At 44.5% G+C, this 23,180-nt stretch carries 18 protein-coding genes; 14 read left to right on the plus strand and 4 right to left on the minus strand.

Going from position 1 to position 23,180, the window contains the following annotated elements; translation table 11 throughout:
- Window positions 1–46: 46 nt before the first annotated feature.
- On the minus strand, window positions 47–820 hold the full coding sequence (locus R7E78_RS08745) for a DUF1853 family protein (RefSeq protein WP_213915115.1): 774 nt from the start codon (window positions 818–820) through the stop codon (window positions 47–49).
- Window positions 821–1,052: 232 nt separating this feature from the next.
- Between R7E78_RS08745 and R7E78_RS08750 the strand changes: the two genes are divergently transcribed.
- A complete protein-coding gene (locus R7E78_RS08750) occupies window positions 1,053–1,811 on the plus strand; it encodes a Nif3-like dinuclear metal center hexameric protein (protein ID WP_005393019.1) in 759 nt (252 codons plus the stop codon).
- A gap of 91 nt (window positions 1,812–1,902) precedes the next feature.
- Here the strand turns inward: R7E78_RS08750 and R7E78_RS08755 are convergent, their stop codons facing one another.
- Window positions 1,903–3,192, minus strand: a complete 1,290-nt coding sequence (locus R7E78_RS08755; protein ID WP_005382163.1) for a citrate synthase — start codon at window positions 3,190–3,192, stop codon at window positions 1,903–1,905.
- A gap of 396 nt (window positions 3,193–3,588) precedes the next feature.
- Between R7E78_RS08755 and sdhC the strand changes: the two genes are divergently transcribed.
- From sdhC to sucD, 8 genes are all read left to right on the plus strand, one after another.
- Window positions 3,589–3,981, plus strand: a complete 393-nt coding sequence (gene sdhC, locus R7E78_RS08760; RefSeq protein ID WP_318057851.1) for a succinate dehydrogenase cytochrome b556 subunit — start codon at window positions 3,589–3,591, stop codon at window positions 3,979–3,981.
- The gene (sdhD, locus tag R7E78_RS08765) at window positions 3,975–4,319 is read left to right on the plus strand and encodes a succinate dehydrogenase, hydrophobic membrane anchor protein (RefSeq protein WP_005382169.1); all 345 of its coding nucleotides are present in this window, start codon (window positions 3,975–3,977) and stop codon (window positions 4,317–4,319) included. Before sdhC ends, sdhD begins: the two co-directional genes overlap by 7 nt.
- Window positions 4,320–6,086, plus strand: a complete 1,767-nt coding sequence (gene sdhA, locus R7E78_RS08770; protein ID WP_318057852.1) for a succinate dehydrogenase flavoprotein subunit — start codon at window positions 4,320–4,322, stop codon at window positions 6,084–6,086.
- Window positions 6,087–6,101: 15 nt separating this feature from the next.
- Entirely contained in the window at window positions 6,102–6,812 is a 711-nt protein-coding gene (locus tag R7E78_RS08775) for a succinate dehydrogenase iron-sulfur subunit (protein ID WP_005382174.1), read from the plus strand.
- A 171-nt stretch (window positions 6,813–6,983) separates the two neighbouring features.
- The gene (sucA, locus tag R7E78_RS08780; protein ID WP_005382176.1) at window positions 6,984–9,809 is read left to right on the plus strand and encodes a 2-oxoglutarate dehydrogenase E1 component; all 2,826 of its coding nucleotides are present in this window, start codon (window positions 6,984–6,986) and stop codon (window positions 9,807–9,809) included.
- Between the two features lie 28 nt (window positions 9,810–9,837).
- Complete coding sequence (gene odhB, locus R7E78_RS08785) at window positions 9,838–11,046, plus strand: 2-oxoglutarate dehydrogenase complex dihydrolipoyllysine-residue succinyltransferase (protein WP_154204757.1); 1,209 nt, start codon at window positions 9,838–9,840, stop codon at window positions 11,044–11,046.
- Between the two features lie 213 nt (window positions 11,047–11,259).
- Entirely contained in the window at window positions 11,260–12,426 is a 1,167-nt protein-coding gene (sucC, locus tag R7E78_RS08790; protein WP_005382179.1) for an ADP-forming succinate--CoA ligase subunit beta, read from the plus strand.
- Complete coding sequence (sucD, locus tag R7E78_RS08795) at window positions 12,426–13,298, plus strand: succinate--CoA ligase subunit alpha (protein WP_005382181.1); 873 nt, start codon at window positions 12,426–12,428, stop codon at window positions 13,296–13,298. The genes sucC and sucD overlap by 1 nt, the downstream gene beginning before the upstream one ends.
- 119 nt (window positions 13,299–13,417) lie before the next feature.
- Here sucD and znuB read toward each other — a convergent pair whose 3' ends face one another.
- Both znuB and znuC read right to left on the minus strand, forming a co-directional pair.
- Window positions 13,418–14,203, minus strand: coding sequence for a zinc ABC transporter permease subunit ZnuB (gene znuB, locus R7E78_RS08800; RefSeq protein WP_005382183.1), 786 nt, complete (start codon window positions 14,201–14,203; stop codon window positions 13,418–13,420).
- Window positions 14,196–14,984, minus strand: a complete 789-nt coding sequence (gene znuC, locus R7E78_RS08805; protein ID WP_005382185.1) for a zinc ABC transporter ATP-binding protein ZnuC — start codon at window positions 14,982–14,984, stop codon at window positions 14,196–14,198. The genes znuB and znuC overlap by 8 nt, the downstream gene beginning before the upstream one ends.
- 78 nt (window positions 14,985–15,062) lie before the next feature.
- Between znuC and znuA the strand changes: the two genes are divergently transcribed.
- The 5 genes from znuA to R7E78_RS08830 all read left to right on the plus strand — a co-directional run bounded on the left by znuA (window position 15,063) and on the right by R7E78_RS08830 (window position 23,094).
- Window positions 15,063–15,950, plus strand: coding sequence for a zinc ABC transporter substrate-binding protein ZnuA (znuA, locus tag R7E78_RS08810; protein ID WP_017819948.1), 888 nt, complete (start codon window positions 15,063–15,065; stop codon window positions 15,948–15,950).
- A 202-nt stretch (window positions 15,951–16,152) separates the two neighbouring features.
- A complete protein-coding gene (locus tag R7E78_RS08815; RefSeq protein ID WP_318057853.1) occupies window positions 16,153–19,530 on the plus strand; it encodes a helix-turn-helix domain-containing protein in 3,378 nt (1,125 codons plus the stop codon).
- 833 nt (window positions 19,531–20,363) lie between these two features.
- Window positions 20,364–20,591, plus strand: a complete 228-nt coding sequence (locus R7E78_RS08820) for a ferrous iron transport protein A (RefSeq protein WP_005382190.1) — start codon at window positions 20,364–20,366, stop codon at window positions 20,589–20,591.
- A complete protein-coding gene (gene feoB, locus R7E78_RS08825; protein ID WP_318057854.1) occupies window positions 20,591–22,867 on the plus strand; it encodes a Fe(2+) transporter permease subunit FeoB in 2,277 nt (758 codons plus the stop codon). The genes R7E78_RS08820 and feoB overlap by 1 nt, the downstream gene beginning before the upstream one ends.
- Window positions 22,864–23,094 carry a FeoC-like transcriptional regulator gene (locus tag R7E78_RS08830; RefSeq protein WP_318057855.1) on the plus strand — a complete coding sequence of 77 codons (231 nt, stop codon included), beginning with the start codon at window positions 22,864–22,866 and terminating at the stop codon, window positions 23,092–23,094. Before feoB ends, R7E78_RS08830 begins: the two co-directional genes overlap by 4 nt.
- Window positions 23,095–23,180: the final 86 nt, after the last annotated feature.

Consider the following 23,180-nt stretch of genomic DNA (forward strand, 5'->3'; position numbering starts at 1 on the left):
ATGTATCTAGCAAAGGGTTGATGTGAAAACATCAACCCTTTCATGTTTAAGTGCCCCGAACAGCTTTATCTCCGGGCCATGAATCTGGTACCACAAACCAGAATTGACCGTCTTCCGTTTGTGCGTGTATGAATCGATCTAAAGGCTTTTCAATAGGTTGAGAGAAATCGTCTGTACCGGTCGCCCAGCATGGTTTATGTAAATGATAAAGGGGTTTACTAATTAAATCCCATTGACTTTGATAGCACCAGTAACCACTAATCTGACTTGGATTTAATTCATAACCCAAGCACTCCTTAGGAGTTGGCTCTGGAGTAAATGGATTAATATAGAGTCGTCCTTGCATCATTAGGCGCTCTTCTGGAGAGTCGTTTAAAGGAATTATTTTTTGAAATTCCGGGCGATCGCTCATTTTCAGTTGATGCGTGAGCATTCTATCCAATTTCGCATGTAACTGGTCGTGAGCATTCGGGCCATACCAAATGCCGTTGTAAAGAAGATAAAACTTAATCGCCACTTCCCAATGCTCTATCTGATTTGATTCTGTATTCCTCAACACCAAATCGACAGCACCAATGGTCTTACCTTCAGCGTCGTTTAACTGAATTTCTTCGGCAATAATCTGATATCGTTCTGAATTAGAAAGAGCCGCAGTGCATAGGTGCTGATATAAAAAACCCAGTCTCGGATTACCATTGTATTGTTCTGAGCTATTCAAAGGTTTGACCGAGACATCTTCTAAGGTTGCAAACGGAGGGCGTAACTTGAAAAGCGGAGGTGAAGTGGCGATCCATTGGTAAAAGCGTTGCAGTTGGTTCATCCGTATCCCTAAATTTATGGTGAGGCGACAAGCTTTGTTATTGTAACTAAATTTGCTTTTGAGGGTAGGGTGGCTAGCATCGATATTAGGGTTCGAGATACACTTTAAAGACCTAAATGATATCAAGGTGCCAGATGTCAAAACGTTGTTGTATCAACTAGGTTGCATACTCTCGGTCTGATTTCATCGAGAGGTTATTTAGGTTTACATGCGCTAGAAATTGGAAGTAATAATGAATAACTTAAAGCTAGAACAGATTCTTAATGACAAACTGTCACCGCAGTTAATTAAAGATTACGCACCAAACGGGCTACAGGTAGAAGGGACGCCAGCCGTAAAGCGTATTATCACTGGCGTAACTGCCTCTCAAGCCTTAATCGATAAAGCGATTGAGCTTAATGCAGACGCATTGCTTGTTCATCATGGCTATTTTTGGAAAGGTGAGCCTGAGCCAATTCGTGGTATGAAAGGTAAACGAATTCGTAGTCTGATCAAAAACGATATCAACTTATATGGTTATCACCTTCCTCTGGATATTCACCCAGAGCTAGGCAACAACGCAGAATTAGCTCGCTTACTTGAAATCGAAGTAGAAGGTGGACTTGAAGGACATCCTCAATCAGTAGCCATGTTTGGACGCTTGAAAAAACCGATGTCTGGTGCTGAGTTTGCGAGCAAGATCAATCAAGTTCTTGATAGAGAGCCTCTGCATATCGCTCCAGAGAATACCGATAAGATGATTGAGACAGTCGGCTGGTGCACTGGTGGAGGGCAGGATTTCATTGAACTTGCTGTACAGCACGGGCTGGATGCATTTATCTCTGGAGAAATTTCAGAGCGCACCACTTATACCGCTCGTGAAATGGACATTCATTACTTTGCTGCAGGTCATCATGCTACTGAGCGTTATGGTGTTCAGGCCTTAGGCAAATGGCTAGCGGATGAATACGGCCTACATGTGGAGTTTATCGATATTGATAATCCGGTTTAACGTTCGCTATTAGTAACGTTAAGCGCTGAAAAGGAAAAGGGTTGAGACGAAAATCTCAACCCTTTTGTTTGTCTATCTTCGTACTAAAAGATCATTCACGTTCGTGAAGTGGAGAAAACTCACGTTGTGTTTCGCCAGTGTATAGCTGACGAGGACGACCGATGCGGTTCAGTGGATCGCTGTGCATTTCGTTCCAGTGAGCAATCCAGCCGATGGTACGAGAAATCGCGAAGATAACCGTAAACATAGAAACTGGAATACCAATCGCTTTAAGAATGATACCTGAGTAGAAGTCTACGTTCGGGTACAGCTTCTTAGACACGAAGTACTCATCAGAAAGCGCAATGCGCTCAAGTTCCATTGCAACGTCTAGCAGAGGGTCTTGAATGTTTAGCTCTTTGAGAACTTCATGACACGTTTCTCGCATTACTGTCGCACGTGGGTCGTAGTTCTTGTAAACGCGGTGACCAAAGCCCATTAAGCGGAATGGGTCATCTTTGTCTTTCGCGCGGTCTACATATTCAGGGATGTTATCGACGCTGCCAATCTCTTCTAGCATTCTCAAGCAGGCTTCGTTTGCACCACCGTGAGCAGGCCCCCAAAGGGATGCAATACCAGCGGCAATACATGCAAATGGGTTCGCACCAGAAGAGCCAGCTAGGCGTACAGTTGATGTCGACGCATTCTGTTCGTGATCCGCGTGTAGAGTGAAAATCTTATCCATCGCACGGGCAACCACAGGATTTACTTCATACTCTTCGCAAGGGTTTGCGAACATCATATGCAAGAAGTTCTCAGCGTAGCTAAGGTCGTTACGAGGGTAAATAAATGGCTGACCGATAGAGTATTTGTAACACATCGCCGCCAGTGTTGGCATTTTTGACAGCAGACGGTACGCTGCAATTTCGCGGTGTTCGTCGTTGTTAATGTCAAGAGAGTCGTGATAGAAGGCTGCAAGTGCTCCAACTACACCACACATTACCGCCATTGGGTGAGCATCGCGTCTGAAGCCATGGAAAAAGCTTGCGATTTGCTCGTGTACCATTGTGTGACGAGTAACGGTCGTTTTGAATTGCTCGTATTGTTCTCGGGTAGGGGCTTCACCATAAAGAAGGATGTAACATACTTCTAAGTAATCTGCGTTATTGGCTAATTGATCAATCGGGAAACCGCGGTGCAAAAGAATACCTTTGCCGCCATCGATGTACGTGATTGATGATTCACAAGATGCAGTGGCAAGAAAACCTGGGTCAAAAGTAAAGTAACCATTGGCTCCCAGCTTACGAACGTCAATTACAGGTGTACCTAGCGTACCGTCCATAATTGGCAGTTCGATTGGCGCTTGACCTTCAACATGAAGGGTCGCTTTCTTATCCGCCATAACAATCTCCTTTGTTTATTATTTAATCCGTCCAGGATGTTTGTGTGCCATTTTTGTACTGTTGTTAAAGCTTAAAGTCAATTTTTCTCCATCTTTGTGTGCACTTGTTATGATTTTTCTCATGAAAATCGTTAAAAATCTGTTCTATGTAGCATAATTTGTTACACCAATTGTATTAGAATGTTGCTCGCCGTATATTGGCAAAGAAAATTTTAGTTAAATCCTTATAAATTCGGGGCTAGAAACAAAGAGTGAGGTTTGTTGCTGGATTCCGTTTGTTAACAACTTGTTTACAATCATCTGAGTGGTTACTCGCGATATTTGTTAAATAGATGTTAACTTTTGTACGTTTGGAAGCTGAAATTGGTTATAACAATAAATGCTCAATGGAGCTGAGTGAGCAAGCCCGTGAAAGAAAGAAAGTCAAGACCTGTTAATTTAGATTTACAGACCATCCACTTTCCTATCACAGCAATCGCATCCATCCTACACCGTGTGTCTGGGGTAATTACGTTTGTTGCGGTGGGTATATTACTGTGGTTACTATCCATTTCTCTGTCATCCCCAATGGGTTTTATGGAAGCCGCTGACATCGTCGATCGCTTCTTCGTAAAATTCATCCTGTGGGGAATTCTTACTGCACTTGCCTACCACATCGCAGGTGGTATCCGTCACTTATTGATGGATCTAGGTCACTTTGAAGAACTAGATTCAGGCACGATGAGCGCTAAAGTCGCGTTTGGTGCAACAGCAGTATTATCATTATTGGCGGGGATCTTGGTATGGTAAAACACGTATCTTCATTTGGTCGTAATGGTGTACACGATTTCCTACTAATTCGTGCAACTGCAATCATTATGACGCTATACACGATTTATCTGATTAGCTTCTGTGCATTTTCAGATATCTCTTACGCATCTTGGACCCAATTCTTTGGTGGTACCTTCACTAAAGTATTCACCATGTTGGCACTTGTCTCGATCCTGATTCACGCTTGGGTTGGTTTGTGGCAAGTATTAACTGATTACATTAAGTGCGCGAAACTACGTGGCGCACTACAACTTGGTGTTATTGCCGTGCTATTCGGCTATGTCTTCTCTGGTCTATTTATTCTGTGGGGTGCGTAAGTGTCTATTCCAGTTCGTGAGTTTGATGCCGTAGTAATCGGCGCTGGTGGTGCAGGTATGCGCGCTGCACTACAAATTTCAGAACAAGGCCTATCATGTGCTTTGTTGTCAAAAGTATTTCCAACACGTTCTCATACTGTGTCTGCACAGGGTGGCATTACTGTTGCTCTGGGTAACTCGCACAAAGACGATTGGCAATGGCACATGTACGATACCGTTAAAGGTTCCGACTACATCGGTGACCAGAACGCGATTGAATACATGTGTAAAAATGGTCCTGAGTCAGTTATCGAGCTTGAAAAAATGGGTCTGCCATTCTCTCGTTTCGATAACGGTACCATCTACCAACGTCCATTCGGTGGTCAATCTAAAGAGTTTGGTGGTGAGCAAGCTGCTCGTACAGCCGCAGCTGCAGACCGTACTGGCCACGCACTTCTTCACACGCTTTACCAGCAAAACGTAAAACACAAAACAACCATCTTCTCGGAGTGGTACGCTTTGGATCTTGTGAAAAACCAAGACGGCGCAATCATGGGTTGTACTGCGATTTGTATGGAAACGGGTGAAATCTGTTACTTCAAATCGAAAGCAACCATTCTAGCTACAGGTGGTGCAGGTCGTATTTACGCATCGACCACTAACGCGCACATCAACACGGGTGATGGCGTTGGTATGGCACTTCGCGCAGGCGTTCCAATGCAAGACATGGAAATGTGGCAGTTCCACCCAACAGGTATTGCTGGCGCGGGTGTTCTAGTGACGGAAGGTTGTCGTGGTGAAGGTGGTTACCTTCTAAATAAAGATGGTGAACGCTTCATGGAGCGCTACGCACCAAACGCGAAAGACCTTGCTGGTCGTGACGTGGTTGCTCGTTCAATGATGATTGAAATTCGTGAAGGCCGCGGCTGTGATGGTCCTTGGGGTCCACATATCAAGTTGAAACTTGATCACCTTGGTAAAGAAGTACTTGAATCACGTCTACCAGGTATCTGTGAACTGTCTCGTACATTTGCACACGTTGACCCTGTGAAAGAGCCAATTCCAGTAATTCCAACTTGTCACTACATGATGGGTGGTGTACCTACTCAAGTCTCTGGCCAAGCAATTAAGCAGAAGGCCGACGGTAGCGAGATGGAAGTACAAGGCCTTTACGCATGTGGTGAGATTGCTTCTGTATCGGTACACGGTGCTAACCGTCTGGGCGGCAACTCATTACTAGACTTGGTCGTATTTGGTCGTGCTACTGGCTTGCACCTTGGCGAAACGCTAGCAGCGCAAGCAGAAGCTCGTCCTGCAACAGAATCTGATATTGAAGCGTCTCTATCGCGTACTATGCGTTGGGAAAACAGCACTGGTGGTGAAGATCCAGTTCAGATTCGTAAAGACCTACAAGCATGCATGCAAAACAGCTTCTCGGTATTCCGTGAAGGCGATGCGATGGCAACCGGTCTAGAAGAGTTGAAAGTGATTCGCGAACGTTTGAAAGATGCGCATCTAGCGGACAAGTCTTCAGAGTTCAACACGCAGCGTATTGAGTGTCTAGAACTTGATAACCTGATGGAAACCGCGTTTTCAACTGCCGTTGCAGCAAACTACCGTACAGAGAGTCGTGGCGCACATGCTCGTTTCGATTTCCCTGAGCGTGATGATGAGAACTGGCTATGCCACTCTATCTACAATCCGGAAACAGAAGCGATGACTAAGCGTGATGTGAACATGACGCCAACGCATCGTGAAGCTTTCCCGCCGAAAGTACGTACATACTAAAGGGAGGATACGACTATGAAATTAAACTTCTCTTTATACCGTTACAATCCGGATGTGGATACCAAGCCTTACATGAAAGAGTATACCCTTGAGGTAGACGAAGGCTCAGACATGATGGTGCTTGATGCATTGATTCTGCTAAAAGAGCAAGATCCAAGCATCGCGTTCCGTCGCTCATGCCGTGAAGGGGTATGTGGTTCTGATGGTTTGAATATGAATGGTAAAAACGGCCTAGCGTGTATCACACCGTTATCTGCTCTACAAGGCGATAAGATAGTTATTCGTCCACTACCAGGGTTACCTGTCGTGCGCGATCTTATCGTTGACATGACGCAGTTCTATGATAACTATGCGAAAGTTAAACCATTCTTGATTGATGATGGTGCATTACCACCATCACGTGAGAACCTACAATCGCCTGATGATCGTGCGCATTTAGATGGATTGTACGAATGTATCATGTGTGCATGTTGTACAACGTCTTGCCCATCATTCTGGTGGAACCCTGATAAATTCATCGGCCCAGCTGGTCTTCTCGCAGCGTACCGTTGGCTAATTGATAGCCGCGATACGGCAACAGATGAACGTTTGTCTGATCTTGATGATGCATTTAGCGTTTTTCGTTGCCATGGCATCATGAATTGTGTAAGTGTTTGTCCTAAGGGATTAAATCCGACGAAAGCCATCGGTCACATTAAGTCGATGTTGGTTAATCGTTCGGTTTAATTTACTCGCTCTTAGGAATGTCGCAGTGTTGCGGATCACCCGATATGACCGCTTCACTGCTTCAGTAATATTCGAGTAAAGAATACAAAAATTGCCGACCGTATTTTTAGTCGGCTCTTATAGCTCGGCAAAGACCGAAGCAAACGTGAAAACTACTGGTTAAGGGAAAATATGCACAACGGCGTGATGAAGGCATGGCTCGAGTCTTCACACTTGGCTGGCGCCAATGCAACGTATGTAGAGGACCTCTACGAACTGTATCTAAGTGATCCCGATCTGGTAAGTGAGGAGTGGAAACGTGTTTTTGAAGGCTTGCCTAAGCCATCAGAAGAAGTGGCAGAACAACCACATTCACGTGTCCGTGACTACTTCCGACGACTCGCTAGAGAAACAAAGCATTACAATGTCCAAGTTAGTGACCCAGATGTCGATGCAAAACAAGTAAAAGTTCTACAGCTAATCAACGCATACCGTTTCCGCGGGCATGAAGCTGCAGAATTAGACCCACTAGGTCTATGGCAACGCCCAACAGTGGCGGAGTTAGACCCTGCTTTTCATAATCTTACCGAAGATGACTTCGAAGAAACTTTCAACGTAGGTTCTTTTGCTGTTGGGCAAGAAACCATGAAGTTGAAAGATATCTATGAAGCCCTCAACAAAACTTATTGCGGTTCCATCGGTGCTGAATACATGCACATGACTGACACAGAGCAAAAGCGTTGGATTCAGCAACGCCTTGAGTCTGTCGTAGGCCAGCCATCATTCAACAAAGATGAGAAGCGCACATTCCTAGAAGAGCTAACAGCCGCTGAAGGTTTGGAGCGTTACCTCGGGGCGAAATTCCCAGGTGCAAAACGTTTCTCTTTAGAAGGTGGTGATGCGCTGATTCCGATGACGAAAGAGTTGATCCGTCATGCGGGTACAAGTGGAATGCGTGAAGTGGTTATCGGTATGGCTCACCGCGGTCGTTTGAACATGCTGGTGAACGTACTTGGTAAGAAACCTCAAGACCTGTTTGATGAGTTCGCCGGTAAACACGACGAAACTTGGGGTACGGGTGATGTGAAATATCACCAAGGTTTCTCTGCTGATTTTGCGACTCCTGGCGGTGATGTTCACTTAGCACTTGCATTTAACCCGTCGCACCTAGAAATCGTAAACCCAGTAGTCATGGGCTCAGTTCGAGCACGTCAAGATCGCTTGGGTGATAATCAAGGTAGCAAAGTGCTTCCTATCACCATCCACGGTGATTCTGCAATCGCTGGTCAGGGTGTGGTTGCCGAAACGTTCAACATGTCTCTTGCTCGTGGGTTCCAAGTTGGTGGTACGGTACGTATCGTCATCAACAACCAAGTAGGCTTTACGACGTCTAATCCTCGTGACACGCGTTCTACGATGTACTGTACCGATATCGCGAAGATGGTGCAGGCGCCAATTTTCCATGTAAATGCAGATGACCCAGAAGCAGTTGCTTTTGTTACTCGCATTGCATTGGATTACCGTAACGAGTTCAAGCGCGATGTCGTGATCGATCTTGTATGTTACCGTCGCCACGGCCACAATGAGGCGGATGAGCCAAATGCGACTCAGCCTTTGATGTACCAGAAAATCAAAAAGCATCCTACACCACGCAAATTGTATGCAGATGTTCTGATCGATAAAAATGAATCAGATATCGAGACAGCGACTCAGTTAGTCAATGAGTATCGCGATGCATTAGATCGCGGTGAAGTGGTTGTTAAAGAATGGCGTCCAATGGCGTTGCACTCTGTAGACTGGTCCCCTTACTTAGGGCACGAATGGGATATGGAGTGGGATTCAAAATACGACAAGACACGCCTTATTGAGCTAGGCAATCGTCTGTGTCAGTACCCAGAAAGCCATAAACTGCAAAGCCGTGTTAATAAGCTATACAACGATCGTCTAGCAATGATGACCGGTGAAAAAGCCATTGACTGGGGTATGGCTGAAACATTGGCGTATGCTACATTGGTTGACGATGGCAAGCGTATTCGTCTTTCTGGTCAGGACTCGGGTCGTGGTACTTTCTTCCACCGTCACTCGGTTCTTCATAACCAAACCGATGCAAGCACTTACATTCCATTAGCGAATATTCATGACAACCAAGGGCCATTCCAAGTCTTTGACTCAGTATTGTCAGAAGAAGCTGTGTTGGCGTTTGAATACGGTTACGCAACAGCCGAACCAGGTGGTTTAACTATCTGGGAAGCACAGTTTGGTGATTTTGCCAACGGTGCACAAGTTGTTATCGACCAGTTTATCTCGTCAGGCGAGCAAAAGTGGGCGCGTTTGTGCGGTCTTACTATGCTTCTACCTCATGGTTATGAAGGTCAAGGCCCTGAGCACTCATCTGCACGTTTAGAGCGTTACCTTCAGCTTTGTGCTGAGCAAAATATGCAGGTTGTGGTTCCTTCAACACCGGCTCAGGTGTACCACATGATTCGTCGTCAGGTTGTACGCCCAATGCGTCGACCTCTCATTGTTATGTCGCCGAAATCTTTGCTGCGCCACCCTCTATGTACTTCAACGATTGAAGACTTGGCGGATGGTACATTCCAATCTGCAATTCCAGAAGTAGATGATTTAGAACCAAGCAAAGTGAAACGTGTCGTGTTCTGTGCTGGTAAGGTTTACTTTGACCTACTAGAGCAGCGCCGTAACAACGAGCAAGACGATGTTGCTATCGTGCGTATTGAACAGCTTTACCCATTCCCAATGGAAGAAGTACAAGCAGCAATTGCTCAATACACTAACGTTGAAGACTTCGTGTGGTGTCAGGAAGAACCTCAGAACCAAGGTGCTTGGTACTGTAGCCAACATAACTTCCGTGCCGCTATTCCTGCAGGTGCAAATCTTAAATACGCAGGTCGCCCAGCTTCTGCTTCGCCAGCAGTTGGCTACATGTCGGTGCACTTGAAACAACAAAAAGCGTTGGTTGAAGACGCTCTGAACGTGAACTCAAAAACTTCGAATTAAGAACTAGAAGTTAAAGGAAGAAACAGATATGACAATTGAAATTCTGGTTCCAGATTTACCTGAATCAGTTGCTGATGCAACCGTAGCGACATGGCACAAACAACCAGGCGACGCAGTAGAGCGTGACGAGGTTTTGGTTGACATCGAAACAGACAAAGTTGTGCTAGAAGTTCCAGCTCCGGAAGCTGGCGTTTTAGAAGCTATTGTTGAAGCAGAAGGTGCGACAGTACTTTCTAAACAAATTATTGCTAAATTGAAGCCAGGCGCAGTTGCAGGTGAACCAACTGCAGACAAAACAGAAGGTACTGAAGCATCTCCTGATAAGCGTCACAAAGCTGCGCTTAGCGAAGAAAGTAATGACGCACTAAGCCCAGCAGTGCGCCGTTTATTGGCTGAACATGGCTTAGAAGCAAGCCAAGTGAAAGGCACTGGTGTTGGTGGTCGTATTACGCGCGAAGATATTGAAGCGCATCTTGCGAACGCTAAATCTACGTCAAAAGAAGACTCGCCAGCAGTGGTTGACGTGCCAGCAGCAGCTCGCAGTCAGAAACGTGTTCCAATGACTCGCCTTCGTAAGACAGTTGCTAACCGTCTGCTAGAAGCGAAGAACAACACGGCAATGCTAACGACGTTTAACGAAGTCAACATGAAACCAATCATGGACCTTCGTAAGCAGTACAAAGATCAGTTCGAAGAGCGTCACGGTATTCGTTTGGGCTTCATGTCTTTCTACGTGAAAGCAGTAACAGAAGCGCTTAAGCGTTACCCAGAAGTAAATGCTTCGATTGATGGCGATGACATTGTTTACCACAACTACTTCGACATTAGCATGGCGGTATCAACGCCACGTGGTCTAGTTACACCTGTCCTAAAAGACTGTGACAAGCTTGGTTTCGCTGATGTTGAAAAAGGCATCAAAGAGCTGGCTATTAAAGGTCGTGATGGCAAGCTAACGGTAGACGAGCTAATGGGCGGTAACTTCACTATCACAAACGGTGGTGTGTTTGGTTCACTTATGTCTACACCAATCATCAACCCACCTCAATCAGCGATTCTTGGTATGCATAAGATCCAAGAGCGTCCGATGGCAGTGGATGGCAAAGTTGAAATCTTGCCGATGATGTACCTAGCGTTATCTTACGATCACCGCCTAATTGACGGTCGTGAATCAGTTGGTTTCCTAGTAACGATTAAAGAGTTACTAGAGGACCCAGCACGTCTCCTATTAGACGTTTAATATCGCTAAAACGTCTAGTTATCGTAGGTAGCTAGACGTTAAAAATTTCAATGGCTAGACTAGCTCAACGTTTGGCCTTCATTTGAATCCTTCAGTATGAGAACTCATGATGAAGGATTGATTTGAGAAGACCCTACAGACGTACAAGCAGCCAAGACTGCAGCGTTATGGAAATAATAAATCCCTTAAGGGAAAAACAAACGGAATATCGAAATGAATTTGCATGAATACCAAGCCAAACAGCTGTTTGCAGAATTCGGTTTGCCTGTGCCAGAAGGCTACGCGTGTGATACACCACAAGAAGCTTTTGAAGCCGCAGGCCGTATTAGTACAGCCAAGAAAGTAGTTAAATGTCAGGTTCACGCTGGTGGCCGTGGTAAAGCGGGTGGCGTAGAGCTACACGATACAAAAGAAGGCGTTAAAGAGTTTGCACAGAAGTGGTTAGGTAAAAACCTAGTGACTTACCAAACAGACGCAAATGGTCAGCCAGTAACAAAAATCCTTGTTGAAGAAGCTTCAAATATTGCGAACGAACTATACCTAGGTGCGGTAGTTGACCGTGCTAGCCGTAAGATCGTTTTCATGGCTTCTACCGAAGGTGGTGTGGAAATCGAAAAAGTTGCGGAAGAAACGCCGGAACTAATCCACAAAGCTGCGATCGATCCGCTAGTAGGCCCACAAGCTTACCAAGGTCGCGAGCTTGCGTTCAAACTTGGTCTTGAAGGTGACCAAATCAAACAATTCGTTAAGATCTTTATGGGTCTTGGCACTATGTTCTCTCAGTACGATCTTGCTCTGCTAGAGATCAACCCACTTGTGATTACTGGCGAAGGCAACTTGCTATGTCTTGACGGTAAGATCAACATCGACTCAAACGCACTGTATCGTCAGCCTAAGCTTCGTGAAATGCACGATCCTTCACAAGAAGATGAGCGTGAAGCACACGCAGCTCAGTGGGAGCTGAACTACGTAGCACTAGACGGTAACGTTGGCTGTATGGTTAACGGTGCAGGCCTAGCAATGGGTACGATGGATATCGTAAACCTACACGGCGGCAAACCAGCTAACTTCTTAGATGTAGGTGGCGGCGCGACGAAAGAGCGTGTTGCTGAAGCATTCAAGATCATCCTATCTGATGACAATGTGAAAGCGGTACTTGTTAACATCTTCGGTGGTATTGTACGTTGTGACATGATCGCAGAAGGTATTATCGGTGCGGTTAAAGAGGTAGGCGTAAGCGTACCTGTTGTTGTTCGTCTTGAAGGTACTAACGCTGACCTAGGTCGCGAAGTTCTTGCTAATTCTGATGTTGATATCATTGCTGCTGAGTCGCTAACTGATGCTGCTCAGAAAGTTGTTGCTGCTGCGGAGGCTAAATAATGTCTGTATTAATTAACAAAGACACTAAAGTAATCTGTCAGGGGTTCACTGGTGGTCAAGGTACTTTCCACTCAGAGCAAGCTATCGCATACGGTACGCAAATGGTTGGTGGTGTGTCTCCAGGTAAAGGCGGCCAAACTCACCTAGGTCTTCCTGTATTCAACACAGTTCGCGAAGCAGTAGAAGCGACTGGTGCAACAGCGACAGTCATCTACGTACCAGCTCCTTTCTGTAAAGATGCAATCCTAGAAGCGATTGACGCGGGTATCGAGCTAATCGTAACGATTACTGAAGGTATCCCTACTACAGATATGATCGACGTGAAAGTGAAGCTAGAAGAAACTGGCGTTCGCATGATTGGTCCTAACTGTCCGGGTGTTATCACTCCTGATGAGTGTAAGATCGGTATCATGCCTGGTCACATTCACAAGAAAGGTAAAGTAGGTATCGTATCTCGTAGCGGTACTCTAACTTACGAAGCAGTCAAACAAACCACTGACGAAGGTTTCGGCCAGTCTACTTGTGTTGGTATCGGTGGTGACCCAATCCCGGGTTCAAACTTCATTGATATCCTAAAACTGTTCCAAGAAGACCCTGAGACAGAAGCGATCGTTATGATCGGTGAGATCGGTGGTACTGCAGAAGAAGAAGCAGCAGCATACATTAAAGAAAATGTAACGAAGCCAGTGGTTTCTTACATTGCTGGTGTAACTGCACCTCCTGGTAAGCGTATGGGCCATGCTGGTGCGATTATCTCTGGTGGTAAAGGTACTGCTGAAGACAAATTTGCTGCACTAGAAGCGGCTGGCGTTAAAACTGTGAAATCTCTAGCAGAGATTGGCCAAGGTCTACGTGAAGTGACGGGTTGGTAATCGACCACACAGCTTAATAAGTATTAAAAAGCCTGCGATTTCGCAGGCTTTTCTTTTTCCGTTTCAGTGGATTTATGTTTGTTGTTAGCAAGGCCTTTCGCGTTTAATGCTCAATGCGATTATGCTTTGCTTTTAATCAGCTGGCTCAGCATAAATAAGGATGTTGCGCTGATCACTACAGAAGGGCCGGCCGGTGTATCGAAGTGCCATGATAGGCTAAGCCCCATCAGTACTGCCACTGAGCCAATAATGGATGCGAACAATGCCATTTGCTCTGGTGATGAAGAGACTTTACGTGCTGTTGCGGCTGGGATAATTAGGAGTGAAGTCATGATCAACGCGCCAACGAACTTCATACCTACTGCGATTACTACACCCACCATTAGCATTAACACCAATCTAACTAAGTCTGTATTCACGCCCTCAACAGCGGCAAGTTCTTCACTGACAGTGCTAGAAAGCAGTGGGCGCCAGAAGACGTACAAACACGCGCTTACCGCAACAACACCTGCGTAAATAAACATCAGATCTTGTGGAGAGACGGCAAGTAAGTCCCCAAATAGGTAGCTCATTAAATCGACGCGCACGTTTTCCAAAAAGCTAACCGATACTAAACCGATAGAGAGTGCACTGTGTGCCAAGATACCTAACAACGTGTCTGTAGCCACAAGTTGTTGCTTTTGCAGAGTGACAAGCAAAACGGCCAGAGCTAAACAGCAGACGAGTAGCGCAAGGTAGAGATTTACGTTGAGCAAGAAGCCCAGCGCTAGGCCCATTAACGATGCATGAGCTAGGGTATCTCCGAAGTAAGCCATTTTACGCCAAACGACAAATGACCCAAGTGGACCGGCAATGATCGCGATACCAATACCAGCAAGGATAGAAGGTAGGAGAAACTCAATCATGATGGTGATGTCCGTGTTTATGGTGGGAGCATGATGTCGCATCACCGCTTACTGGCGTTCCGGATAAATCGTGATGATGGTGCTCATGGTCGTGATGATAAAACGCGAGAGACTCTCTCGCTGCATTGCCAAATAGTGCGATGTAAGAAGGGTGCTGAGTAATAGTGGCAGGTGAACCTGAGCAGCAAACATGGTGATGCAGACAAATAACATCGTCCGTTTTCGCCATCACTAAATGTAAGTCATGCGACACCATAAATACGCCACAATCAAAGCGATGACGAATGCTCTCAATTAAGTCATAGAGATCGATTTGACCTTGGATATCCACACCCTGAGCTGGTTCGTCTAATACCAACAGCTGAGGACGCTGAAGCAGAGCGCGAGCCAGTAACACTCGTTGGTTTTCACCACCGGATAAGCGATGCATATTACTATTAAGTAAATGTTCAGCGCCAACAAGCCTTAATGCATCAATGCACTCTTGCTTACTGTATTTTCCTGCTAAATTTAGAAAGCGGGTTACATTCAATGGAAGGGAGTCATTGAGCTTCAACTTTTGAGGAACGTAACCAATTTTCAGTTTTCTTTGTCGGTTCAACTTGCCGCTAGTCGGCTTTTGAAGACCTAAGATAACTTTGACTAACGTTGATTTTCCCGCTCCATTGGGACCAATTAGGGTAGTTATTTTGCCCTTTTCTAATTCCATACTAATGTTATCGAGAACTCTGCGGCCATCGAACTCGACGCATAACTGCTCAAGATGGACTAAGGAAGACATGAATGAAACTCATTTGCAAATCAATAATGTTATAATGTAACATTATCTCACTTTCCACGCCATATCCCAAGTAAAACTATGAAAAGAGCATTAATTCTTGCTGCCTCAGCAATGTTAACACTGCCAGCACAGGCGGTAACGGTACTGACGAGTATCAAACCTATTCAGTTGTTAGTAACAGAGCTTACTCAAGGAGTAACTTCACCAGACGTGTTATTGCAGCCTAACACATCACCCCATGACTACGCTTTGCGTCCATCGGATGTTAAAAAGGTCGCTTCGGCTGATTTGGTTATCTGGTACGGACATGATCTTGAACCGTTTCTAGAGAAAGTTGTTTCGGATAGATCGAATACTTTGACTATTAGTCAAATTCCAAATCTAGAATTGCGTGAATTTGATAGTGAGCACAACCATGACCATGATGGGCACGATCATGGCTCACATGATCCGCACTTTTGGCTAGGTGTAAGCCAAGCACAACAAGTGGCCAAGGCTGTTGTGAATCAACTTGTATCACTTGATCCGGAAAATGCAGCTCAATATCAAGCGAACCTCAAAAAGTTTGAACTCGAGCTAAAAGACACTGACCAACAGATAAAGCAGAAGCTGGCACCAGTAAAAAACAAAGGTTACTTTGTATTCCATGATGCTTACGGTTATTTCGAAGATCGTTATGAACTAAATCAAATGGGGCATTTTACTGTGAGCCCAGAGCGCAAGCCAGGAGCGAAGACCTTAATTCAAATTCGTCAAAAGCTAAGTGGTGGAGATGTGGCTTGTGTATTTTCTGAACCTCAGTTTACCCCGGCTGTCGTTCAGAGCGTAATGAGAGGCAGTGACGTCGCTAAAGGCGAGCTTGACCCGTTAGGGAGTACAATTGAAGCAAAACCTGGCAGTTACTTTACTTTTCTCAACAATATGGCGAATAGTTTTGAGCAATGCTTGAACAAAAAGTCAGATTAAGTGCTGTCGTAATGTAGGAGTAGTCTTTTTAACGTGATCCAGTAGTAAGAATTACAACCTTTGGTAAGGCGAGCCTTTTCTCAGAAAGTAATTGAGATATCATTACCAATAATTATCAGCTCAAAATAACCGTATCAATCCATGTTTTACAAACGATGAACGGTCACTTTCAGAGCACAAATTGATACAAAAGGTTTTCGTCTTGCTACGCCAATTAGCCCTTGCTCTGTTGGGCTTTGTCTTATCCTACCAAGCATTTGCGCTTCATAATGCAAATGCAATCTTTTACCCTTTGCCAACTCAGGCAAAGGGTACTTTTATCGCGGCTAAAAAGTTGTTCTTGGGTGAAAAGGGTGGTTTGTGGATTCATGACGTACACGGGAGAGTCCTGTTTTACGATGGTCAAACTATATTGCCTAAATCAGGTAGCTTCCTACAAACGTCGGCCAAGCAGTTGGCCTATCATAAAGGTGCTTTTTGGACCTTTATTGAAAATGAGGTCTATCGAACTTATCCAAATCAGGAGCGACGTTTAGTCTTTAGTTTAAATCCAGGCTCACAAATAAGAAAAATAGGGTCTTCAAAGAACTATATTTGGGTGAGTGATGGCGCGCATTTCTATACCTACAATATCGACACTAGCGAGTTAAACTCTTTCTCTCTATTGCAGCTCTATCAACATAGTAATAATAGCTACGTTTACATTAATGATGCGGTGCTAGTTGAAACGAAGTGGGCACTAGCAACGACTTCCGGCTTCTATCTTTCTGAAGGTGATAAGTTTGACCATGTCGCTGCCTCAGGTCAAAACTACATTGAGAAAGTCTATTATTCACACACGCGAAGAGAAATTTTGATAGGTACATTGCGTGGCGCTTTAATTTTCAACATTTACCAGCCTGATAAAGAAGTGATTAGAATTGGCGGCTCACATGTTTTGACATTCGCAGAGACAAATCAAGAGTATTGGGTGGGGACAGAGCATGGCCTTTATTTGTACTCATTTTTTTCAGGTGAGGTCACCGAAGTCGCGCCTGCAAGTTTTCTTGAGTTAGAGTTAGATAACACGAAGATTTATTCGTTGTTGAGTGACAATATGGGAGGGATGTGGATTGCGACTAACCAAGGTATTCGTTATTACTCGCTATTTAGTAAAAAATTTGAACGAGTGACCTTTAGTAGTTATGACTCACACACCCTATCAGGACGAATTCGGCAAACTATTGAAGGTCCTGATGGTGCGCTTTGGTTTGCTGATGACCGAAAGATTTATCGTTCAGGAAAGAGTGGGATTAACCAAGTCTTAGAGTTGGAGTCGCAGATCAATGAATTTGCGTTTCAAAACGGCATGCTTTGGCTTGCAACCTCAAAAGGGCTGGAAATATTTGAGCTAAATGGTCTCAACAAGATTACATTTCCTTATTTACAGGTTATGGCCGGACATGCCGTAGAGCATGTGACCGTTGATGGTGATGACCGTCTTTGGGTATCAAGCGGATACCATCTTTACAATGTTGATACTGCTGCACAAAGCGTACGAAACTTTGGAAGTGAGTGGCTAGTAAGTCAGTATTTGCCTGCTAAGGTTACGCGCCTATATGATACTGAAGATGCCCTATTAATAGGCACCGATCATGGCGTATACCAATACAGTAATGACAACATCCAGTTTATCCGTTTTTCAGAAAAGTTTGGTGAATCATTAGACATGACCACGGCGGTTGATGGCAGCCAGTGGTTTGCTTCATCTTATGGTGTGTTTAAAACTGATACACGAAGCGATGAAAAACGTGTTGTTGAAATGAGTGAGCCCAACGCCAGACCTGCTTGCTTGATCAGAGACAGGCAAGGTATATGGTTAGCTTCCTCTGTCGGTTTAAGCTATTACCACCTTTCGGGTGAGTTAGTGAAACATTACTCATCGTCATCAGGCTTAATGAACAATGAGTTCCTCCCTGGTATTTGTAGCGTTATACAGCAGACAGAAATTGGTGAGCGAGAGCTTGTTCTGGGGTCGAAGTACGGACTCGTAAAAGCAGAAGCATCCAAGCTGCTTGTATCTAATCCCCCAGAGTCTAAGTTTATTGTTAGCCAAGTTGTGCTTGAAAATGAAGTTCTGCAAGTTGGTAGTGCCGATCTGAATGGGATCACACTGCCATATGGATCTTCGCTGAGTTTTTTATTCGGTGTGATGCCAAAACCAGACAGTCAAAATTTGTACTATCGATTGAACAACGATGACCCATGGCAAACGTTAGAGGGGGGCCAACTGACACTCGAGCACCTTAGTTCCGGTGAATATCACTTGCAGGTCAGTAATGAGTCTCAAGTTGCCGCTGGAGTCGTTGGTTTAGAATCTCACTTTATCGTCCTTCATCCTTGGTATCTATCGCGATTTGCTATTTTAGGCTTTGTCGTAGCTAGTATTGCGGTCGTTGCAGTACTCGTATTCTGGCGCTCGCGCTACGTTGTACAGGCTAACCGTGATCTAGCAGCTCAAGTGACCCTCAAAACGAATCAGTTAAGACATCAAAGTAGAGTGTTGCTTACGAGCAACCAGCAATTACGTAAACAGATTCAAGTTAGAAACCTACTCGTAGACCATGTAGCTCTATCCATAAAATCAAGCGTCGACTTTATTGTGGCGAAACTACCTATGCCTCTGGATACTGCGACAGAGGATCATTTGGCTAAAACGAATTGGCAGTTAAATGAACTCAAAAGTGTTCCAAGTGATGTAAGTGGTGGGAGCCAGAACTACAACTTGAGTCAGATAACTCAGTCAGTGGTTGATGTATGGCAAGATGACTTTGCAAAAGCGGGTATTTTGGTAGAGCTAGAAGATGAGAGCAAGCAGAGCCGGGTTGCTCTGGAAAGTTTTAATCTTGATGTTATTTTCAATAGCATTTTTGCCAATATCATCAAGCGCTCTTTCCGAGGTCAAACGGTTAGAATTATGCTAGAAGAGGGGCATGATATTGTGTCATTGAGCTTTCTTGATTACGGGACGCAATTACCTAATAAAGTCGCGACTGGGTTTCCATCTAACTTAAATCACTCTGAGTTGAGTATTGACCACCTTGCCCAATTAGTGACAACGAGTGGTGGTTATTTGGCTGTCTTCTCTTCTGATGCTCAAAACAAAGTCGAGATTACATGGCCATCTGCGAAGGAAAGTAGTTATCTGGATGAACCGCAGCAAGAACTCAATCCTGTAACTATTGCAGAAGATCAAGTCACACCAGAGAAAGAGTGGTTGCAAAAAGTCTATCAATTAGTGGCAGAGCATTACCATGATCCTGAATTTGGCACTGCGTCAGCCGCTAAAATGCTGTATATGTCTGAACGCTCTTTGCAGAGACGTTTTAAATCTGCCTCGTCAAGAACGTTAAAAGACTATGTCACAGAGGTTCGTTTAGAAACGGCGTGTGAACAGTTATTGGCGGGTGAGAAAATCAGTGAAGTCGCCTTTAACTGTGGCTTTAATGATCCATCTTACTTTAGCCAAAAGTTTAAGCTACATTTTGGTTTGCCCCCGTCCAAGTTTGCTTTGACTCAAGAAAGCCAAGAAATTAACTAGAAAACCTTCATTACACGCTCCCTAGTTAATAGTTAAGATGCTGGGGAGCTGCATGCAGTGCTCTATTATTGCTGCAGTTGCTAACGCAGTGAGTTTCATTGTTTTTTCATCACATCTAGCCTACAAATCCATTCTCAACACGTAAGCACGATCACGTTCTATCTGTTAGTCGCGATGTTCATAGCAATAAGCATAAATGGCTTCAAGAGAATGATTTATTGATAGTTGCAACAAATAAATGACAGTTGTATTGCTGTATCAAAAGAGCGTTGTTCATTTGGGTGAATGATGGTGTGCGACATTCGTGAAAACGAAAACTGTGTTGAAAAGATGAATAAGGTAAAGAAGTTTTGAAAGAGATGAAAAAAAATATCGTGGTATAGCCGGGGGGACTATACCACGGGTGTCAAGGACACCTTCGCTTGCTGCCGGAGTGACATGTTGCCATGCCACCTCTGGAATTTATTAGAGAGGTTGCCCTCTCGATGGAGTAACTATACGAGAGGTTACTTATTTTTCTTATAAAAATAACGCCATGTTTATATGAGAAAAGCGACAACGTTTGGTTTTTTACTTAACCAATTGTTTTAATTTGTATTTTTTGTTTTCTATCTTGGTTTGTGACATTTTTGTTTCGTTAGGTGTCATTTTTAATTGTTAATTTTGACGTAAATAACGAGAGGAAATTTACGAAGTTAACGTTTGAAAGCGTGAAAACATTTACGGAATCTTTGATTTCACACAAGGATTGAAGGGGTATAGGGGAGTAATATTGGCAACCTAAACTTATTAAATAATAATATTTCTCATTAGCAATACTCTTAAGGGCCACTATGAAGTTATCAGAGATTAATCCTGGCGATACGGTGACGATTCGGTTGTTAGATGGTCTTTCATCAGATATCAGAAAGAAACTCATGGTAATGGGGCTGCTTCCCAATACAGAAGTCAAAGTGATTCGACGTGCGCCAATGGGCGATCCTTTACAAGTCGAAGTCCGTGGTGTGTCTGTCGCATTGCGAGAAACAATTGCTCAGAAAATTGAAGTGGAGCGAGTGTAATGCAATATCAAGTGCTAACCGTAGGTAACCCTAATAGTGGTAAAACGACGCTATTTAATGGTTTAACTGGCGCAAAACAGCAAGTTGGTAACTGGGCAGGCGTCACGGTTGAAAAGAAAACGGGACAATTCAAGCATGCTGGGGATGAGTTTTTGCTCACTGACCTTCCGGGTATTTACTCATTAGACAGTGGTAATGATAGTAATAGTATTGATGAATCCATCGCATCGCGTGCGGTTCTAACTCATCCTGCTGATCTCATTATTAACGTGGTGGATGCTACAAGTTTAGAGCGCAGCTTATACATGACGCTGCAACTTCGCGAACTTGGTCGCCCTATGATTGTTGTCCTCAACAAGATGGATGCGCTAAAGCGTGAACGTCAGATGATTAACGTTGCAGAGCTTGAGAAAACGTTAGGTTGTCCGGTTGTCAGTTTATCTGCAACCAATAAAACTCAAGTGGCAGAGTTTAAAGAAAAGCTCCATAAATCCATCGTTCAAGGAGTGCCACTTAAAGAATTGTCTTTGCATTACGGTGAGAAGATGGAGTCGGCAATTCAAACGGTTTCCGCACTTTTTAACGACCAAAACGTCGCTCATCGTGCACTAGCGATTCGTGCGCTTGAAAAAGACACAATGGTGCTCAATAGTCTTTCTGATATTGATAGAAGCAAAGTATTGGAAGTCATTACGACGTTAGATTTGGATATCGATTTGCATGTCGCGGATACTAAGTACACGCATCTGCATGAACAGTGTAAAAAAGTTCGCCGAAGCGAAGGCAAGTTAAGTCGTAGTGTGACTGAAAGACTCGACCAGTTTATTTTGAACAAGTGGGTTGGAATTCCTTTCTTCTTTGTTGTTATGTACCTGATGTTTATGTTCTCGATTAACATCGGTAGTGCATTTATCGATTTTTTTGACATTGGTGTGGGCGCATTATTGGTTGATGGTGGACATCACTTGTTAGATGGTCACCTACCTGTTTGGCTGGTTACGGTGATTGCTGATGGTTTAGGCGGCGGTATTCAAACGGTTGCAACCTTTATTCCAGTTATCGCGTGTTTGTACCTCTTCCTAGCGGTACTTGAGAGCTCAGGTTACATGGCTCGTGCAGCATTCGTACTAGATAAAGTGATGCAGAAGATCGGCCTACCGGGCAAAGCATTTGTACCGTTGGTTCTTGGTTTTGGCTGTAACGTACCGTCAATCATGGCAACTCGTACTCTAGACCAAGAACGTGAGCGTAAACTGGCTGCATCTATGGCGCCATTTATGTCATGTGGTGCTCGTCTGCCTGTATACGCGCTATTCGCTGCGGCATTCTTCCCAGGTTCTGGCCAGAACATTGTATTCGCACTTTACCTACTTGGTATTGTGGCAGCGATCTTCACAGGTCTTTTCCTTAAGCACACGCTTTACCCAGGTAGCAGCGATAGCCTAGTAATGGAAATGCCTGATTACGAGCTTCCGACGCTACAAAACGTGGTGATCAAAACTTGGCAAAAGCTAAAGCGCTTTGTACTTGGTGCAGGTAAAACCATCGTTATCGTTGTTGCTATTCTGAGTTTCTTCAACTCATTGGGGACTGATGGCAGTTTTGGTAACGAAGACAGCGAAAACTCTGTGCTTTCTAAAGCAGCGCAAGTTGTGACTCCAGTATTCTCACCAATCGGTGTTCAAGAAGACAACTGGCCGGCGACGGTAGGTATCATTACCGGTATCTTCGCAAAAGAGGCGGTAGTTGGTACGCTGAACAGTCTATACACGACGCCAAGCGACGGCGAAGACGCAGAATTTGACCTAATGGGCAGCCTAGAAGAGGCAGTAATGAGTATCCCCGAAAACCTAGCTGGTTTGAGCTACTCAGATCCACTAGGTATTGAAGTGGGTGACTTAACTGACTCAAATGCCGTTGCCGAAGAACAAGAAGTCGATGCTTCTATCTTCGGTAACATTAAATCGCAGTTTGCTTCTGGCAATGCCGCATTTGCTTACCTAATCTTTATCCTACTGTACACTCCTTGTGTGGCGGCGATGGGGGCTTATGTGCGTGAGTTTGGTCATAAGTTCGCACGCTTTATCGCGGTTTGGACAATGGGATTAGCTTACCTATGTGCGACGTTCTACAACCAATTGACGCATTTCGCAGATAGCCCAGTAACAAGTGGTATTTGGATGGCTGTGATCGTAGCTATCTTCTTTGGCACATACCGTGTGTTCAAACAAGTTGGTAAGAAACAAAACGGCGCATTAGAGGCGCAAATAGCATGATTTTAAAAGAGCTTTATCAATACATTGCAGACAAAGGAACCGTCTCCCAGTCAGATCTGGCTAAACAGTTTGGGATGAGTGAAGATGGCGTCGACGCGATGTTAAACGTGTGGATTAAGAAGGGCAAAATTAGCCGCTTAGTTGACACTAATAAAGCTCATGACGTGACTCGTGTTCGCTACTCAGTGACTAAACAAGATGGTTTGTCTCTGACAGTCACCATGTAGCGACTATCAAAATTAGTCACCTAAAAATTATCACGTAAAAACGACAAAGCCGCATCAGCAATGATGCGGCTTTTTTCAACTTATAA

It is taken from the genome of Vibrio sp. YT-19(2023) (assembly GCF_033337395.1).

Excerpts from the sequence above, each read along its gene's own strand:
- feoB (WP_318057854.1), top strand. The coding sequence starts at position 20,591 with ATGCAATATCAAGTGCTAACCGTAGGTAACCCTAATAGTGGTAAAACG.
- R7E78_RS08830 (WP_318057855.1), top strand. The coding sequence starts at position 22,864 with ATGATTTTAAAAGAGCTTTATCAATACATTGCAGACAAAGGAACCGTC.
- sucA (WP_005382176.1), top strand. The coding sequence starts at position 6,984 with ATGCACAACGGCGTGATGAAGGCATGGCTCGAGTCTTCACACTTGGCT.
- znuC (WP_005382185.1), bottom strand. The coding sequence starts at position 14,984 with ATGTCTTCCTTAGTCCATCTTGAGCAGTTATGCGTCGAGTTCGATGGC.
- R7E78_RS08755 (WP_005382163.1), bottom strand. The coding sequence starts at position 3,192 with ATGGCGGATAAGAAAGCGACCCTTCATGTTGAAGGTCAAGCGCCAATC.
- znuB (WP_005382183.1), bottom strand. The coding sequence starts at position 14,203 with ATGATTGAGTTTCTCCTACCTTCTATCCTTGCTGGTATTGGTATCGCG.
- znuA (WP_017819948.1), top strand. The coding sequence starts at position 15,063 with ATGAAAAGAGCATTAATTCTTGCTGCCTCAGCAATGTTAACACTGCCA.
- sdhD (WP_005382169.1), top strand. The coding sequence starts at position 3,975 with ATGGTAAAACACGTATCTTCATTTGGTCGTAATGGTGTACACGATTTC.
- sucD (WP_005382181.1), top strand. The coding sequence starts at position 12,426 with ATGTCTGTATTAATTAACAAAGACACTAAAGTAATCTGTCAGGGGTTC.
- R7E78_RS08745 (WP_213915115.1), bottom strand. The coding sequence starts at position 820 with ATGAACCAACTGCAACGCTTTTACCAATGGATCGCCACTTCACCTCCG.
- R7E78_RS08775 (WP_005382174.1), top strand. The coding sequence starts at position 6,102 with ATGAAATTAAACTTCTCTTTATACCGTTACAATCCGGATGTGGATACC.
- R7E78_RS08820 (WP_005382190.1), top strand. The coding sequence starts at position 20,364 with ATGAAGTTATCAGAGATTAATCCTGGCGATACGGTGACGATTCGGTTG.
- sucC (WP_005382179.1), top strand. The coding sequence starts at position 11,260 with ATGAATTTGCATGAATACCAAGCCAAACAGCTGTTTGCAGAATTCGGT.
- R7E78_RS08750 (WP_005393019.1), top strand. The coding sequence starts at position 1,053 with ATGAATAACTTAAAGCTAGAACAGATTCTTAATGACAAACTGTCACCG.
- odhB (WP_154204757.1), top strand. The coding sequence starts at position 9,838 with ATGACAATTGAAATTCTGGTTCCAGATTTACCTGAATCAGTTGCTGAT.